Here is a 15826-nt window from a genome sequence, read left to right as displayed (position 1 = left end):
CATGAAGTTATCACGCATGTTCTATCTATACAAAAGGCTCTACATACAGCAGTTAAAAGCCATCATGGAATATAATAAGGATTTCTATATCCTAATGTGTTCAGCTGCCTTAACACAGGTGCTGGGATTCGTCTTCCTCTGGGTCATCTATGACCGGATTCCCGACATCAACGGCTGGCAGTTCTGGGAAGTCACCTTTATGTACGCGATGATCTTTCTGACCGAAGGCATTGCCTCCCTGTTCTTCGAGGGGACCTGGCGTATGGGCAGATTGGTCAACATGGGAGAAATGGACCGTTATCTGCTGCGGCCGGTGCCTGTCGTGCTTCAGGTGTTCTGTACCGGCATCGGCATTAACGGCCTCGGAAATCTGCTGATCGGCGGCGTTATTGTCTGGCAATCGCTGGTCCACACCCATCTCCACTGGACCTTTGGCAAAATCATAATTATTGCCCTGCTCCTTGTGACAGCAGTAGTTATCCGCGTATCGATCAATCTGGCTGGAAATTCGGCAGCCTTCTGGATCCGCAATGCCGGCAATGCCTTTCCCTTAATGGTGCATAATTTGGCCGACCTGGCCAAATATCCGATCACGCTGTTCCCGCAGGCCGTGCGGGTGTTTATTTCTACCGTGCTTCCTTATGCATTTATCAGCTTTTATCCGGCGACATATATTTTTGGCAAAAGCGAATGGTCCGGCTGGTGGATGCTGGCCCCGGTAGCTGCGATAGGAAGTGCAGCTGCGGCCTACGGCATTTTCCGCTTCGGGCTGTCACGGTATGAAAGCACGGGGAATTGAGCCGCAAAGAGCGGACTGATTATTAAAGAGCAGAATGAAAATACTAAAAACCCCACTTGTCCATTTGGGCCGGTGGGGTTTTGACGTTTATATGAAGATAGTAATTACGATTACGTTAAAATCAATCAATAATTATTAATAGATAACTTTAAAGTTCCCTCCGAAACTTGAAGTTACATAAATTTTATGATAGCCCCATAATTGGCTTGTATACTTACCTGAACCAATAATCTCTGTTCTATAGTACCAATTGTTACTGGGATCGATGGCATAGATTACGTAATTACCGCCTGGTTCGCCTTGAATCTCGACTGTATAAACGCCATTGAAATATATATCCGTAGTAGGAGTTCCTACTGAACCGTAAAGTGTTGCCAGCGGTGTAACAACTCCGCTCGCTGCCTGAACTTCCTGTGCCGCAGGAGCAGCAGCAGGAGTAACGGCTTCATCTGCGAACGCAGCCGGTACAGATCCTAAGAGCAAAGCCATGGAAGAAAGTGCGGCAACTGCTGTTTTTTGAAACTTTTTCACAATTAAACATCTCCTTTAGTAATTTGAGTTGGAATGAATCCTTCACCATATCCTTGCAGCTTACAAGAATACTACTAAACCGGGCGATAGAAATTGTGTAGCGAAAAGAATAACTTCCCCCCTCGCCTATTATTTTATTACAAGATTAATCATACATATATTCCCATGGAAAAACAAGTATTTTATATATTAATATGTGTTAAAACTATATATTTACACAAAAAATCATATTATTTTACATAATTCAGTAGGAAATTTTGTTTTTATATGTATATTATTGATTGTAAATATTTTATAAGGATAAATGAAAAAGTCTTAGCTCGTGAACTCCACCATTCCGTAATGGAAGTGTGGAATACAGGCTAAGACTTTAATTGTCACTGATACAAGCCTTCCCTGCCTTGTTCGGCCTATGCTGCAACCGCAGATTTTGCCGCCTTTTTACGTTCCTTGGCAGATTTGCGGAAGTACAGCAGCTCGTAGATGGCCGGCACGACCAGCAGCGTCAGCAGAGTGGCTGCGGTTAATCCGCCGATTACTACGATGGCCAGACTCTGCGAGACAATGCTGCCCTGCTCGGAATGTCCGAAGAGCAGCGGTAACATGGCGCAGACAGTGGCAATCGCCGTCATTAGAATCGGGCGCATCCGTGTGCCGGTTGCTTCGAGAATGGACTCGCGGATCGACATATGCGCTTCATTCTGCTTGATGCGGTCGATCAGCACCACCGCATTTGTGACCACGATGCCAATCAGCATCAATGCACCGAACAACGCGGTGAAGTCAGGGGTTACCCCGGATATGATCAGGGCTACAATCGCTCCGATGGCTGCAAGCGGCAACGAGAACATAATTGCCAGTGGTGCACGCAGCGTCTTAAAGGTGAGCACCATAATCAGGTACACTAGGCCGATTGAGATCAGCGCCGTCATTCCAAGGTCACCGAAGTCCCCGGCCTGGTCTGCCGATGCTCCGCCTGCGAACAGAGTTACACCGTCCGGCAGCGTTATGCCGTCTGTCTGCTTTTTAATATCGGCACCGATGGCCGATACCTTCTTCGGATCCACTTCTGCGGTAATCCGCACATAAGGCTTGCCGTCCTTATGGTACAGCATGGCTGGCTGATCCGTGACCTCAAGGGCTGCCACTTGCGACAATGGCTGCGGACCAGCGGCGGTCATGATGGTCATATTCTTCAGGTCTTCCTGTGATTCCGCCTGAATAACAGGTTCAAGGATAACGCCGGCAGGAGAACCGTCCAACTCGATCTGTCCCAGCGGAACCGGATTGAGCATCGCCCCCAGCTGCATGGAGATTTCTTGGGCGTCAGCTTCAGCAGGATTCACCTTGAAGGCAAATACCGGCTTGGTATCCTCCATGTTGCTGCCGACCTTTTGCACACCTTCTATACTCTTCACCTTGGCGGCGACCTCTTCAGCAATTGTATTGATAGCTGCGACATCATTGCCGACAATATCGACATATTCACTGGTGGAGCTTGAGCCCATCATGCTGGCTTCATTTGCGGTCAGCGTTGCCCCCGTATAGGAAGCCTGAAGACTACGGACTTGATCCAAAAACACCTGCGCATCCGTTCCTTCTTTGATCATTACTGTATAATCCACCTGGGTCAGCGAGGTAACACTGCCCCATTTCGCCGAATCGGCACTGTTCCCGGATTGCATGATGACCGTCTGGGCCTGCGGCTGGTTCATCAGCTCCTGCTCCAGCAACTTGCCATTCTTCAACACCTCCGCGACCGGAACATCATTCGGATATACCAGTTGAACGGATACATTGCTGGCATCGCTAGCATCCAGCGCGGCCTTCGGCATAGCAATATAAGCGCCAATAGAGCCGACTAACAGCACCAGACCCAGGCTCAGCGTGAGCCATTTGCGCTGCAGATTCCAATCGAGAAAACGGGTGAACCATCCGGCGGGCTCATGTTCCTTCAGGGAAGAGCCGCGCAGCAGCCAGGAGCTTAGCAGCGGAACGACAGTCAGCGCCACAACAAGCGAAGTCAGCAAGGAGTAAGTTACCGTCAAGGCAAACGGAAGCAAGAAAGCCTGCAGTCCGCCGCGCAGCAGCCCCATCGGCAGGAATACCGCCACCGTAGCAAGCGTTGAGCTGGTTATGGCTCTGGCCACCTCGCGGGTTGCGCTGATCACCATATCACGGGACAAGGGTTCCTTCTGCATACGCCGGTAAATATTCTCAATGACCACGATGCTGTCATCCACCAGCCGTCCGACAGCAACGGCAACCCCGCCCAAGGTAACGATGTTCAGGGTAATTCCCGATACCTTAAGCAGGTAAAGGGTAACCGCCAGGGACAGCGGAATGGATATCGCCGTGATCAGCGTAGCCCGGATGTTACGCAGGAACAGCAGGATTACGATTGTCGCAAACAACGCACCGAGCAGGACTTCACGCATCATGCTGTTGACGGAGGTGACCACCATATCAGAGGTGCTGAAAATGACGGAGGCCTCGGCATTTTTAATTCTGTCATTGATATCGTCTGCAGCGCTGCGCACCTTATCGCCGACATCCACTGCATTGGCATTCGCTTCCTTGGTAATTACGACGAACAGCACATCTTTACCATTGGAGCGGCTGACGCTCTCCTGGTCTATCTTGGCCTCAACAGCGGCAATATCCTGCAGCTTTGCTCCAGCCCCGACCGGCAGCTGCTTCAAGGTATCTATACTGTCTATCGAGGAGATTACATTCACATTCCCCGTCTGGCCGCCGATCGTCTGCTCGCCGATGGAGGCGGAAACATTGCGCCCCTGAAGCAGCCCCAATACCTGCGCAGTGGTTACCCCTTTTGCGGCCAACGCCTTCGGATCAAGCTTCACTCTAACTTGAGGAGCTGTCTTGCCATACAAAGCTACGCTGGCTACCCCTTCGATCTTCTGCAGCTCAGGGATGATGGTATTCTCGGCAATCTCAAGGTTATCCTTGGTGAGCCCATCATCGAACGACAACGTAAGCTGGGAGACAGGAATCATTGAGGTGTTCAGCTGAATGATGAACGGGTCCATCACACCTTCGGGAAACTGCAGCGTACCCACAGCTTTCTCGACTTCCTGCGCCGCCTCCTTCATATCAGACTTGCCGTCAAAATATATGTCTACCTTGGCATATCCGTCTCCGGAGGTAGACATTTGTTCGGTCTTGCCCTTCACCTGAGAGGTCGCCGCCTCAATCGGCTTGGTAACCGAAGTTTCCATCGAATGCGCATCCTGGCCGGGTCCAAGCACTGTAACCGTGATCTGTGGATTATCGGCCTCCGGCATGAATTCCATCGGCAGCGAGGTGTAGCTCATTATCCCCACCACCAGTGCCATGACAACTAGAAGACCTACCGCCCCCTTATTGCCAAACGACCATTTCGTTAACCATGTCATTTCTTTTTCCCCTTCCACTCCATTATTGATTGCTCTCTTTAAGACTGATCCCTTATGTATCAAGCATTGCTTTCCTGCTTTAGTGTAGTAGCTTTTAGCCGAAGTCAAAACCGCCCAACGAAGGGTTTCGCGCTCAGTCCCGAGGCGGAGGTGATCCCATTCCCGGGATTGAGCCCCTCCAAATAAGCCAAAGCCCGGCCGAAGCAACACAATATAAACCTAAATAATCCACTCGCTCTGCCCCAAACCGCCAGTACAATCTTTCCATAAAAAACAAAAAAGAAGCCCATATGGACAGGCTTCTTCAAATTCAAACAAATATTCGGTTGATCAAGAAAATGTTTATATGAGCAACCGTACTATTTCAAATAAAATACCTCGCGGAGCGGCTCCATCGGTGTTTCTTCGTTAAAATCAAAGGAGCCCTCAACCATTTTAGAGGTAATGGCGTTCCACCGGTTGCAGGCATCGCTCTGGGCAATGTAGGCAAAAGCCGCCTCTTTGTCGTCACATTCAAAGCAGTAGAAGAACTGATTGCCGTTCTGGAAGATCGAATAATTGCTGATTCCCGCTTTGCTGTGCTCCTCAAGGATTTCCGGCCAAGGGTTCAGGTGCATCGCCACATATTCCTCCAGGTACTCTTCCTTCACCTTCCAGGTCCAAGCCAACTTGTTGCTGCTCATCTTCCCGACCTCCCAAAAGTTTTGTTAGCATTAAAACTTGCTTCGCAAGATTTAATGATACCGCTTCCATCATAACTTTAGCAACTCTTTTTATGGGGAATATTGGGTAATCAGAGGATCATTCAGAACGAAGAGCCTTTATCCCCCGCCAGCAGCAGTCCCTCTTCTGCTGCTGTGAGAAATAAAGGCTTTGTGTTACAGTTCATTCTTCCTACGCGTTGATCCCCGCTTCATTAGGGCGAAGAATCGCGGAGCCGATGGCCAGCAGAATAACGGCCATCAGGCCCAGAATGGCAAAGGGCAGCCATAGCTCATCCCAGCCTCCACCGGCTGCGGCGATGTCCACCGCTTGAATTGCCCATTTCTGCGGCATGAAATTGGCCGCCTTCTGCATGTAATCCGGCATGATGGACAGCGGCCAGAAGCAGCCGCCCAGCATGCAGGTCGGTGTAAGAATCAGCGTATTCAGCATCCCGGTATTGTTCGGATTCCGGATCAGACCCGCCACCGTACCGGCGATTCCCATGGATACGAGCATGAATGCAGCGAGGACCAGGAAGTACAAATACATTGGCACCTCATAATCATAACGGAGCACCCACTTGCCCAGCGATAGCACAACAGCGATCTGGATCAGTCCTACCATAAAGCTGCCGAGGAAATTGCCGAGCGCAATTTCATAGGAACGTACCGGTGCGCTGAACATCCGCATCATCGTCCGCCCCCTGCGGTCCGCCATAATCAACGACACGCTGCTGGTCACGAGGCTCATCAGAAACATCAGTGTCATACCTGTAATAACACCCAGTGTCTGCCGCGGGTACAGATTATAGTCGGTTCGGATACTGCCTACATTATGCTCTTCCGCCTGCTTCAGAATCGCGGTGAATCTCTCCTCCGAATCCGTACTCCCGGTTGCAGAAGCCTTTCTCACCGTAGCTGCGGTTGACAGCATTTCTACAGCGACAGCATCGGTTTTCATCTTGATTAGTATAGAATCCTCTGTCGTCTTCAGCTCATATACGGTGAGCTGCGGCGCTTTCCCCTGCAGAATTCCCGAGGTAAAGCCCTCCGGAATCCACAATCCGGCCGCACCGTCCTGCGAGGTGACACCTTCCTTCAAATCAGCCTCATCGCTGCGCTCGATAAGCTTGTAATCCCCGCTATTTTCCAGTTCAACAATCAGATGATTCCCGGCTGCTCCGGTATCCTTGTTGGTATACAGCAGAACCGCCGCGCTATCTTCCATGCCGCCGGTAACGGAGACAATACCGGCTACCACTAAAGAGGGCAACAGGATATGCAGCAGCAGCCCTTTGCGGGAACCTATCGTTCGCTTGACCATATTCCAGCCAATCGTAAATATGTTATTCACGGTATCCCACCTTCCGGTATGAGAGAATTGCCGCAACGAATAGAATCAGGCAGATCAGCAGCAGCATCCATAAATTCGGCAGAATCTGCTCTAGATCTGAATGCAGCATCATTCGGATTACGGCTTGCAGTGTCCAATGATTAAGTGTAAACGCACCAATACTGTTCACCCAGGAATCAGGAAGCGGAGCCATGCCGCCGCTAAGAAAGGTCATGCCTACTGTAATGACATTGATGATACTCGTGGCTTCTGTCTCTTTTTTGCTGAACATGCATACAATCACGGAAAAGGTCAGGGATGCGAGGATCATCAGCAGGCAGAACAGCGCCAGCAGACCCGGACGATTGCCCCAATATACGCCGAACAGCCAATGAGACAACAGAATGATGGCCGCACATTGAACCATGGTAACAATCGCAATGCCCAGCATTTTTCCTATAAACAAATCCGACCCTTTAACCGGCATGGAGTTGATTCTATAAAGCGTGTGATTGTCCTTCTCGCTGAACAGCGAATGAGTCACCGTAAGGCCGCTATACAGCAGAAACATCAGCAGCATTGATGCTGCATAAAATTGCGAGGCCGTGTAAGTTCTTCCTCCATTACTCAAATCGCCAAGTTTTACGGCTGTCCCTTCTCGGTGGGAATCAGCTCCGGCGGCAACAGCTTCCGGTCCTAGGGTCATCGCTGCGGCCTGCTTATAATTCATGATGCTGAGAAAATTATCAAAGGCTGTTCCAGCAATGGTATTATCCATCCGGTCTTTGCCAAGAATGAATTCCAGTTCAGCCTCCCCCCCGCTCTGTACTCCGCTGTCAAAAGCTTTCGGCACAATCACCGCATAGCCGTAGATCCCGGACCGCAGCCCGCTCTCTGCTTCCTGCCTGGTTTTGGCCTCATGGGGAATAATATAATCCTTGATATTGGCTGATTCCAAAAAGGCCTTCATCATCTCGGAACTTCCTGTCCCCCCGGCATTCACTACAGCTACCTTCACCGGCTCTATGGTTTCAGCTTTTTTGTCTCCCACTACCTCAGAGAGCGACGCGCCAAGCAGGAAGATCAGCACCAGCGGCAGCAGGAATAAAGTCATCAGCACCCACCGTGAACGGGTCAGCCTGCGCAGTTCGTACACCGCAATTATCAAAATGTTCATTTCAGGTTCCCCCTCCTTTAATCGCGCAAGGTCCGTCCGGTCAGGCTCAGAAACAACGTCTCCAGGTCCGGCTCTTCGATATGCAGGGAGACAATGATCCCCTCATGCCTGGAAAAGATAAACAAAATGTCCTGCAGCTCACTCTGTGAGGATGGAAGGTACAGCTCCACCGCCTGCTCCACTTCCTTGACGCGGTTAATCCGCGGGTGAAGACTAAGCTCTTTAATCAGGGCAGCCGAGATATTGACAGCCTTGATGACAATTTTTTCTTCATGGGCAACCTTCTCCCGCAGTTCTTTCTCTGTGCCGCAGGCAATAACATGACCTTTATCCATGATTGCTACACGGTCGCAAATCGCCTCGACTTCCTCCATGTAATGGCTGGTGTAAATGATGGTCGACCCCATCTTGTTCAGCGTCTTGACCGACTCGAGAATATGATTACGCGATTGGGGATCAATGCCTACCGTAGGCTCATCCATAATGATCAGCTTCGGGCGGTGCATGATCGCGCAGGCAATGTTCAGCCGCCGTTTCATTCCCCCGGAGAAGGTGGCCGGTTTATCCTTCGTCCGGTCGCTTAGTCCGGTGAATTCAAGCGCCTCTTCCACCCGTTCTTTCAGCAGCTTACCGCGCAGGCCATACAGCTTGCCAAAAAATCTCACATTTTCCTCAGCCGTCATCGTTTCATACAAGGCCAGTTCCTGCGGAACCAGACCGATTCTTTTTTTCACCTCTAGCGGAGCTGCTGCCACCGACAGCCCGTCGATTATAATCTCGCCGCCGTCAGGCTTCAGCAAGCCGCAGATCATACTGATGGTTGTGCTTTTCCCGGCGCCGTTTGGGCCGAGCAAACCGAAAATCTCGCCTTCCTCGATGCTCAAATTCACATGATCTACCGTTAATTTTTGGTCGTACCGTTTCACTACATTACTGAGTACCGCAAGTGTCATCTCTTCATCTCCCCTGTTCCTCAATCTCTATGCTCTTATTGTAACGCGCCAACAACATCACCGAAGGTACGAAAGGTCATCTTCTGGGGTGACTAAAGTCATCTCCTGAAATGGCCGGGGAATATGCTAAGATAAACATAAGAACAAAAATATAAGATGAAATAAAGAACTACCTAGAGGCAAAAGCAGCGGAGGGGAAGTTTGGAACTGTAGGAACGATAGTGACCGCCTGAAAGCTTTCCGTAGGAAAGCTCGCTTCAGAAGCATAACCAGTCTACGGATTTCAACCGCAAATAGCGGTATAAATCAAGAGAAATCTGTAGACAACAGCGGCCGGAAGTCCAAACATTCACCGCAGTTGCGTTCTATGCCGGATCGGTAAGCTAAAGTTCAACTTATATAAAACATGATAGATTCGGGCATTCCATTGAAAAAAGGATGACTTCTATTGATTAGAGAACTGAACTCTTTGCGTTGCGGCCTCATTCTGCTCCCTGCGGTGATCACTATATACATCTACGACTATGCCGACTATGAATTATTCACCCTGCATTTCCTGCTGCTGCTGCTTGTGGTGACGCTTGAGTACCGGCTGCCGAAATTACTGCCGCTGCTGGCCTGCATAGAACTGCTCTTCACGGCCTGGCTATGCCGCCAGTATGGTACTCTGATGATATTCCCGGCCATCTCGGCGCTGCTGCATTATTCACGGCAACAGTCAAAGACGGTATCCGTCGTATTCACTTACGTTCATTTGGCTGTCCTGAATATCGCCTTCAGTCAATCAACACCTGTTGAATGGGGAGTGATGAATCTTACCTTCCTGCTGGCTGTTTTTCTTAATGTACTGCTGCTGCGGACCGGCCGCGGCCGCGAGGAAACGCAGTTTCTCTATGATGAGCTGCGCCGCAAGCATTTTGAGCTGGAAGAAGCCCGTAGCCGGCTGCTGCAGTTCACCTCTCAGGTAGAGAATGCCGCACAATCGGAGGAACGGGTACGGATTTCCCGCCAGCTTCATGATGATATCGGCCACAGGCTGATCCGGGTCAAAATGATGGTTGAAGCTGCCATTCATACCTTGCCGGCTGCTCCTGAATCCGGAATGAAGATGATGGGCCAGATCCGCGATCAGCTCGCGGCCAGCATGGACGATATGCGAGCTGCCGTAAGACGGATTAATTATGCTCCGCAGCTTGAAGGGGCTTATGCCCTGGACCGCCTGCTGGAAGAAATCGGGCGGGATACGGGTATTGAAACCACGTATTCCATTCATGGTTATCCTTATCCGCTGTACCCAAGTACCCAGGTCGTACTTTATAGAAATGCCCAGGAGGCCATCACAAACGCCCTAAGGCACGGAAAAGCAGCGGCAGTATGGATCACACTGTCCTATAGTGAGCAAGAGGTTGTGATGGAGGTTGGCAACAACGGCAAACGGCCCGAAGGCGACCAGCTGCGAAGAATGCAGGGCAGCGGCGGCATGGGCCTGAAAGGTATGACCGAGCGGACAAACCTGATCGGTGGAACACTGGAGCTGCGTACGGAGCCGCAATTCACCGCAATTACCCGTCTGCCGGTTTATAGGCAGGTGGAGATTAGGTAACGTTGCATGAAGAACCGTAGGGTGCAGCAAGTGATCATAAATTAGAGATAAGGAGTTTGCCCGCTATGATTAATGTAGTAATTGTTGACGATGACTCTTTTATCCGCGAAAGCCTTAAAGTACTGGTAGGACTGGACCCCGACATTGCGGTTGTTGGCGCAGCAGGTGATGGCAATGAAGCATTAGCCTTGCTGCAGTCGCTGCCGCAAACAGATGTGGTACTAATGGATATCCGAATGCCAAATTGCTCTGGCGTGGAGGGCACCCGTCTCGTCAAGGAGACTTATCCCAATATCTCCGTGCTCATGCTGACCACCTTTGATGATGATGAATATATCATTGAGGCACTCCGTAACGGCGCCAGCGGCTATCTGCTCAAGAACATCCCGCCGGACCGTATCATCCAGGGCATTAAGACGGTGCATGAAGGCAACATGCTGATCCACCCCGACATCGCCCGCAAAATGGCCGGATTTCTGCAGCCCGCCTCACGTACAGAGGCCGCACAGGGCCGGCCGCTGGAATCCTTCGGCCTAACCAAAGCGGAGCTGGCCGTCGTCGCTTCCATTGCCGAAGGTCTTACCAATAAAGAAATTGCCGCCAAGCTGTTCTTAAGTGAAGGTACCGTGAAAAACTACATTACCGATATTCTCAGTAAGCTCGGACTGCGCGACCGGACACAGATTGCGATATTCTATTTGAAAAAACAGCAGGAGAAGTGATGGCCAGCCGGGTTTACGTTACAGAGAACGGTTGTGGAACGGAGAAGTAGTTCGCGGACAGAGAGGCGTTCCTGGTTTCTCTATGGATAGGAATACATAGATTTACTCAGTACAATTAGAAAAAGGCCTGCCTCCCGCAGTTACGCGGGAATGCAGGCCTTTTATTGGTTTAGTTGATGTGTGTGGATGCAACCACTTGCGAATTCTGCAGCAGGTCAGCCTCCGGTGTTTTCCTGTTTGGGCTCAGCTCCGGCAGGTTTGGTCCGCTTGAGTCCATCTGCCGGAAGGCTGCGGCGACGGGTTCCGCTCTTCATCCCGATGATGCTGAAGATGCTGGAAGGTTTGGCCTCAGCAGTACGCAATTCATCCGGCTCCGGCACCAAAATCATCCCGAGCTGGTGATGGTCGCCGTCATATATCGCCCGCTGCAGATATTTGCTCTCGCCTTCCCGGTTCTTTACCTCCAGCTTGCAGAACGCCGGGTTCATGCGCAGCGCTTCATGCAGCTGCGCCGCTTCGGTCAACAGGACCCCGTTGACCTTCAGCAGAATCTCGCCCGGCAGGATGCCCATCTCCTGCGCGGGGCTGTCCGGCAGCACGGCAAGCACCTTGCGGCCGGCCGGGGGATGCACGAAGATGGGACTGGTACTGCGCTCCTCCAGAGCGCTGTACCAGCTTAAGCCTTCGTGCAGCAGAACAGCGGCGAGCGCCGCGAGCACGGTCAGCGGGCTCCACCAGGCCGCAAGCAGGCTAATGCCCAGCAGGACGATGCTGTATAACAGCAGCCGTCCTGCCGTGCGGGCCGCCTTGCGCCCGGGCAGCATGCTCTGGGTCATCTCGCTGAAGCCGATGATCACCGGCAGTGAGACCAGCCCAAGGCCGCCGCCCAGCAGCGGCTGCCAGGGCAGGTCGCCGATTCCCGTGCCTGAGGGAATCAGCAGGAACAACGGCAGCGGCCAGAAGGCTTGCAGCTGATAGCCGCCGACAACCTTGCCGCGCTTCCCTGCCAGGAAGAGCGGGGTTGCCAGGCGCGCGCCCTGCCAGCGCGCCAACAGCGCCTCCGCGAGATGAAGCAGCGCGGCCAGTACCAGCAGAGCCGGGATATCCATATCCCGCAGCGCCGTCGCGAAGGTGCCTGCGCTGCCGCTCTGCAGGCTATCCGGAAAGAAGGAGAGCACAAATTGCGCAATTCCCAATATGCCTATGGAATAGGCAAAGCATAAAAACCGCACACGGAACAACATCAACACCAGGCTGACCACCCAAATGAGGGCTACTGCAGCCCCGTGCAGTGAAATGCCCAGCGCGACCGCGGCAAGCGAGACGAGCAGCCCCATGACCAGCCCGCTCCAGATCGTCCGCCATGTTTCCTTCCCCCAGCTATGCTGCTTCACATGAATCAGCTTCCGCTCCAGTGCAACCTGCCTGCGGTAATACAGTGCTATAAATATAAGTGCGATATAGTAATAAGGCTGAAGAAGCAGATGTATGACCGCATTCCCCCAGCTTGTAAGCAGTTCCGTCATCACATTCAATGCGTTCGTCACACTCCTTATCTCCCTGGCTTGACTCCTATTGCAGTGTAATCCACTATCGTCTACCCGTCATAGAAAAAAAGAAGGCTGAATTCAGCCTTCTTACTTTTTCGACGCTGTTGCCTTAATTTCCTTCTGAATCTCTTCGATTGCCTTGTTCCGCTGGTTATCATTGACCGGGTCCTGAATAACCTTGATCAGCGCCAGCTCCATGGCTTCTGCTGTCTTGGCGTCAATGACACCCGTCGCTTTCAGCTTCGCCGTGCTTTGGAATTTCTTGACTGCTTCCTTCGTGCCTGCATCAAAATATCCATCCTTGCGGCCCGGCTTGTAGCCCAGACCCTCTAGCATCGTCTGTGCGCTTTTCACATCGGAACTGTTCATGTTGTATTGCAGTGCCACACTTTTGTTAATAGGTGCCACCGAGAAGTAATCAGGCTGGGATACCGCGATATCCGGCTTGATTCCCTTGCCGTGAATCCAGGTGCCATCCGGCGTCAGCCACTTGGCAATGGTAATCTTGAGCAGACTGCCATCGCCAAGTTCCTTTTCAAAACTGGTCTGCACCGTGCCCTTGCCGAATGAATTCTCACCGATCAGCTTGGCCCCGGCCGATTGCTGCAATGCCCCGGCAAGAATCTCCGATGCGCTTGCGCTGCCTTTGTTCATCAGTACGACTACCGGGTATTTCTTGCTTGAGCCCTTTGAGGTACTGACCTCGCGCGTTTTGTCCTTATTTTCGACCTGGACAATCGTTTTGCCGGACGGTACGAACTGCTCTGCCATCTCAATGACTCTTTGCAGTACACCCCCGGGATCGTTGCGGACATCAAGGACAAGTCCCTTCATGCCCTGCTTCTCCAGATTAGCCAGCTCTGTCTTGAAGCGTTCGGCGGTATTCATGGAGAACTGGGTCACTTCGATAACACCCACCCCGTTCTTCTCCATGGTCGCATACACAGTCTCTAGCTTCACGTCAGCACGGGTAATTACAAATTTCAGCGGCACTGCAGAACCTGCCCGCTGGATTTGAAGCGTGGCTTCGCTGCCTTTCGGGCCGCGTATCTTGGCTACAGCCGCATTCAGCTCCAACCCCTCCAGCGATTCCCCGTTCACCGACAGGATAACATCCTTGGCCTGAATTCCGGCTTTTTCGGCAGGTGAGCCCTTAATCGGGGACACCACCACTACCTTGCCGTTGTCCGAGGAAACCTCCGCACCGATTCCCGAGAAGGAGCCTTCGATACTCTCCTCAAACTTCTCTGCCGTTTCCTTGCCCATATAGTTGGAATAAGGGTCGCCCAGGGCTTCCATCATACCGTTGACCGCACCATCTATCAGCTTTTCCCGGTCCACAGTCTCGTAATAATTGCCCTCAATCAAACTCAGAGCGGTTCCAAGCTTCTGTGACTCCTTGTCCTCCAGGCCACCGGTCGGCCGCACCGACGCCGCCAGGCCTTCGCCTGCGGCTTGTCCAAATACTTGCACATATCCGGTTACGCCTAAGGTCAGCAGGCTGCCGCACAGCAAGGCGGCGACGATCATAAAGGCCGCTGTGCTTTTCTTTAACATAACGTTCCCACCGTCCCTTCTTGTCCATCTCGTAAAACCCACATTAGTCCGTCCAGGAAAGAACGGTATCTCTCCCAGTATATGCCGTATAACGAATTTATATTTATTAGTGCTAAAAATTAGAGATAAGGCATTGGATTAACCGCTTTTTGATCAATCCGGACTTCAAAATGCAGATGGGGCCCCGTTGAACGACCTGTCGATCCCGATTCAGCAATTACTTGGCCTCGTTCTACCTGTTCGCCTTCTCTCACCTTAATGCCGCCTTCGCGGATATGTCCATACAATGTCCAGACACCGCCGCCGTGGTCAATAATTACGCAGTTTCCGTAACCGCTCCACCATTCTGCAATAATAACGGTGCCGGAGTCCGCTGCATGGATGCTCGTCCCCTGCGGAACTGCAAAATCCACACCGGTATGCACTTTACCAACCTCTCCTGTCACCGGATGGGTACGCGGACCAAAAGGAGAAGAAATACGCGCCTGGCCTACCGGCATCAGGAAAGGACCACTGCCTCCAACATATTCCGAAGAACTGGAACTGGAGCTAGAACTGGAGCTGCTGGCGCTTGAAGCCTTCGCTCTAGCTGCCGCTGCCGCCGCTCTGCGGGCCGCCTCCGCTTTCGCTGCTGCTGCCTTGCGTGCCGCTTCTTCAGCCTTAATCTTATCCTTCTGCACTTGTAAAGCGGAACGTTCACTGGCAAGCTGCACTAGCTTGGCGTTCTGCTCTTCACTGATATCATCCGTATCTTGTATTTCCTTGTCATAATAAGCAATAAGTTCTTGTCTCTGCGCTTCCCTTTCCTTAAGCACGCTGCGCTGGGATTCCAGATTCGTGTACAACTGCTTGGCCTGGGCATATTGCCCTTCAAGCTCCTTCTTCTTCACAATAACGGTCTGCTTGTCCACTTTGTGCTGCACCAGCAAATCCTGATCCTGATCCACAATCATTTTCAGCGAATCGGCCCGGTCGAGAAAGTCTGTAAAGCTCTTCGATGAGAGCAGCACATCAAGATACGATACCGCCCCATCTGTATACATCAGCCGAACGCGAGATTCCAGCAATTTCTCCCGGGAAGCTACACGCGCTTCTGCTTCATCCAGCTCGGCAGCAGTAACATTTAGCGACTCTTCGGTGCTGGCGATTTTGCCGGAGGTGGTCTTCATTTCGCCTTTCACTTGATCTATTTGCTCCAGCACAAGCTGGAGATTAAGCGTTGTCTTGTTCTTATAGTGCTGGGCTTCCTGATTGCGCGATTCCGCTTTGTTCTGTGCGGCCTTTGCCGCCTGCACCTCTTGCTGCAGCTTCTTCAATTGCTTGTCAATTTCAGCGACACTTGTCTTCTTGGCGTATCCGTCAGAGGGTCCTACTAAAGTGACAGCCAGCAATGCAGCGGCTAATCCGGCGGCAATCTTCTTCAACTCGCACTCCCCATCCTTTGTTCTCAAATATTTAGCGTTTCGTAATTTTCAGTAATA

The 15826-nt window shown here is 51.7% G+C and carries 12 protein-coding genes; 3 read left to right on the top strand and 9 right to left on the bottom strand.

Annotated features, from left to right (window positions below; translation table 11 throughout):
• Position 1 precedes the first annotated feature (1 nt).
• On the top strand, positions 2-799 hold the full coding sequence (locus ACQ76X_RS08955) for an ABC transporter permease (RefSeq protein WP_438493090.1): 798 nt from the start codon (positions 2-4) through the stop codon (positions 797-799).
• A 135-nt stretch (positions 800-934) separates the two neighbouring features.
• Here ACQ76X_RS08955 and ACQ76X_RS08950 read toward each other — a convergent pair whose 3' ends face one another.
• The 6 genes from ACQ76X_RS08950 to ACQ76X_RS08925 form a co-directional block, all read right to left on the bottom strand.
• The gene (locus tag ACQ76X_RS08950; RefSeq protein WP_341379972.1) at positions 935-1330 is read right to left on the bottom strand and encodes a hypothetical protein; all 396 of its coding nucleotides are present in this window, start codon (positions 1328-1330) and stop codon (positions 935-937) included.
• Positions 1331-1740: 410 nt separating this feature from the next.
• Positions 1741-4746 (bottom strand): efflux RND transporter permease subunit, encoded by a 3006-nt coding sequence (locus ACQ76X_RS08945; protein ID WP_438493088.1) that lies wholly within the window; start codon positions 4744-4746, stop codon positions 1741-1743.
• A 359-nt stretch (positions 4747-5105) separates the two neighbouring features.
• On the bottom strand, positions 5106-5429 hold the full coding sequence (locus ACQ76X_RS08940; protein WP_438493086.1) for an L-rhamnose mutarotase: 324 nt from the start codon (positions 5427-5429) through the stop codon (positions 5106-5108).
• Positions 5430-5640: 211 nt separating this feature from the next.
• Positions 5641-6804, bottom strand: a complete 1164-nt coding sequence (locus ACQ76X_RS08935; protein WP_438493084.1) for an ABC transporter permease — start codon at positions 6802-6804, stop codon at positions 5641-5643.
• The gene (locus ACQ76X_RS08930) at positions 6797-7960 is read right to left on the bottom strand and encodes an ABC transporter permease (RefSeq protein ID WP_438493082.1); all 1164 of its coding nucleotides are present in this window, start codon (positions 7958-7960) and stop codon (positions 6797-6799) included. The genes ACQ76X_RS08935 and ACQ76X_RS08930 overlap by 8 nt, the downstream gene beginning before the upstream one ends.
• 17 nt (positions 7961-7977) lie before the next feature.
• A complete protein-coding gene (locus tag ACQ76X_RS08925) occupies positions 7978-8913 on the bottom strand; it encodes an ABC transporter ATP-binding protein (RefSeq protein ID WP_438493081.1) in 936 nt (311 codons plus the stop codon).
• 448 nt (positions 8914-9361) lie between these two features.
• Between ACQ76X_RS08925 and ACQ76X_RS08920 the strand changes: the two genes are divergently transcribed.
• Together ACQ76X_RS08920 and ACQ76X_RS08915 are read left to right on the top strand one after the other, a co-directional pair.
• Positions 9362-10516, top strand: coding sequence for a sensor histidine kinase (locus ACQ76X_RS08920; RefSeq protein WP_438493079.1), 1155 nt, complete (start codon positions 9362-9364; stop codon positions 10514-10516).
• Positions 10517-10581: 65 nt separating this feature from the next.
• Complete coding sequence (locus tag ACQ76X_RS08915; RefSeq protein ID WP_438493077.1) at positions 10582-11238, top strand: response regulator transcription factor; 657 nt, start codon at positions 10582-10584, stop codon at positions 11236-11238.
• A gap of 215 nt (positions 11239-11453) precedes the next feature.
• On the opposite strand, the gene ACQ76X_RS08910 is transcribed toward ACQ76X_RS08915, so the two are convergent.
• The 3 genes from ACQ76X_RS08910 to ACQ76X_RS08900 form a co-directional block, all read right to left on the bottom strand.
• Positions 11454-12764 (bottom strand): PDZ domain-containing protein, encoded by a 1311-nt coding sequence (locus ACQ76X_RS08910; protein ID WP_438493176.1) that lies wholly within the window; start codon positions 12762-12764, stop codon positions 11454-11456.
• 111 nt (positions 12765-12875) lie between these two features.
• Positions 12876-14345 (bottom strand): S41 family peptidase, encoded by a 1470-nt coding sequence (locus ACQ76X_RS08905; RefSeq protein ID WP_438493075.1) that lies wholly within the window; start codon positions 14343-14345, stop codon positions 12876-12878.
• 119 nt (positions 14346-14464) lie between these two features.
• Entirely contained in the window at positions 14465-15769 is a 1305-nt protein-coding gene (locus ACQ76X_RS08900) for a murein hydrolase activator EnvC family protein (RefSeq protein WP_438493073.1), read from the bottom strand.
• Between the last annotated feature and the right edge of the window lie 57 nt (positions 15770-15826).

Origin of the sequence: Paenibacillus sp. IHBB 3054 (genome assembly GCF_051594305.1) — a bacterium.
In the GTDB taxonomy this organism is placed as follows: domain Bacteria; phylum Bacillota; class Bacilli; order Paenibacillales; family Paenibacillaceae; genus Paenibacillus_AQ.
Note: the sequence above shows the minus strand (reverse complement) of the source record. Positions and strands in the feature narration are given on the sequence as shown.

Coding starts and splice junctions, on each gene's coding strand:
- ACQ76X_RS08940 (WP_438493086.1), bottom strand. CDS start 5,429: ATGAGCAGCAACAAGTTGGCTTGGACCTGGAAGGTGAAGGAAGAGTAC.
- ACQ76X_RS08945 (WP_438493088.1), bottom strand. CDS start 4,746: ATGACATGGTTAACGAAATGGTCGTTTGGCAATAAGGGGGCGGTAGGT.
- ACQ76X_RS08910 (WP_438493176.1), bottom strand. CDS start 12,764: ATGACGGAACTGCTTACAAGCTGGGGGAATGCGGTCATACATCTGCTT.
- ACQ76X_RS08925 (WP_438493081.1), bottom strand. CDS start 8,913: ATGACACTTGCGGTACTCAGTAATGTAGTGAAACGGTACGACCAAAAA.
- ACQ76X_RS08955 (WP_438493090.1), top strand. CDS start 2: ATGAAGTTATCACGCATGTTCTATCTATACAAAAGGCTCTACATACAG.
- ACQ76X_RS08905 (WP_438493075.1), bottom strand. CDS start 14,345: ATGTTAAAGAAAAGCACAGCGGCCTTTATGATCGTCGCCGCCTTGCTG.
- ACQ76X_RS08915 (WP_438493077.1), top strand. CDS start 10,582: ATGATTAATGTAGTAATTGTTGACGATGACTCTTTTATCCGCGAAAGC.
- ACQ76X_RS08930 (WP_438493082.1), bottom strand. CDS start 7,960: ATGAACATTTTGATAATTGCGGTGTACGAACTGCGCAGGCTGACCCGT.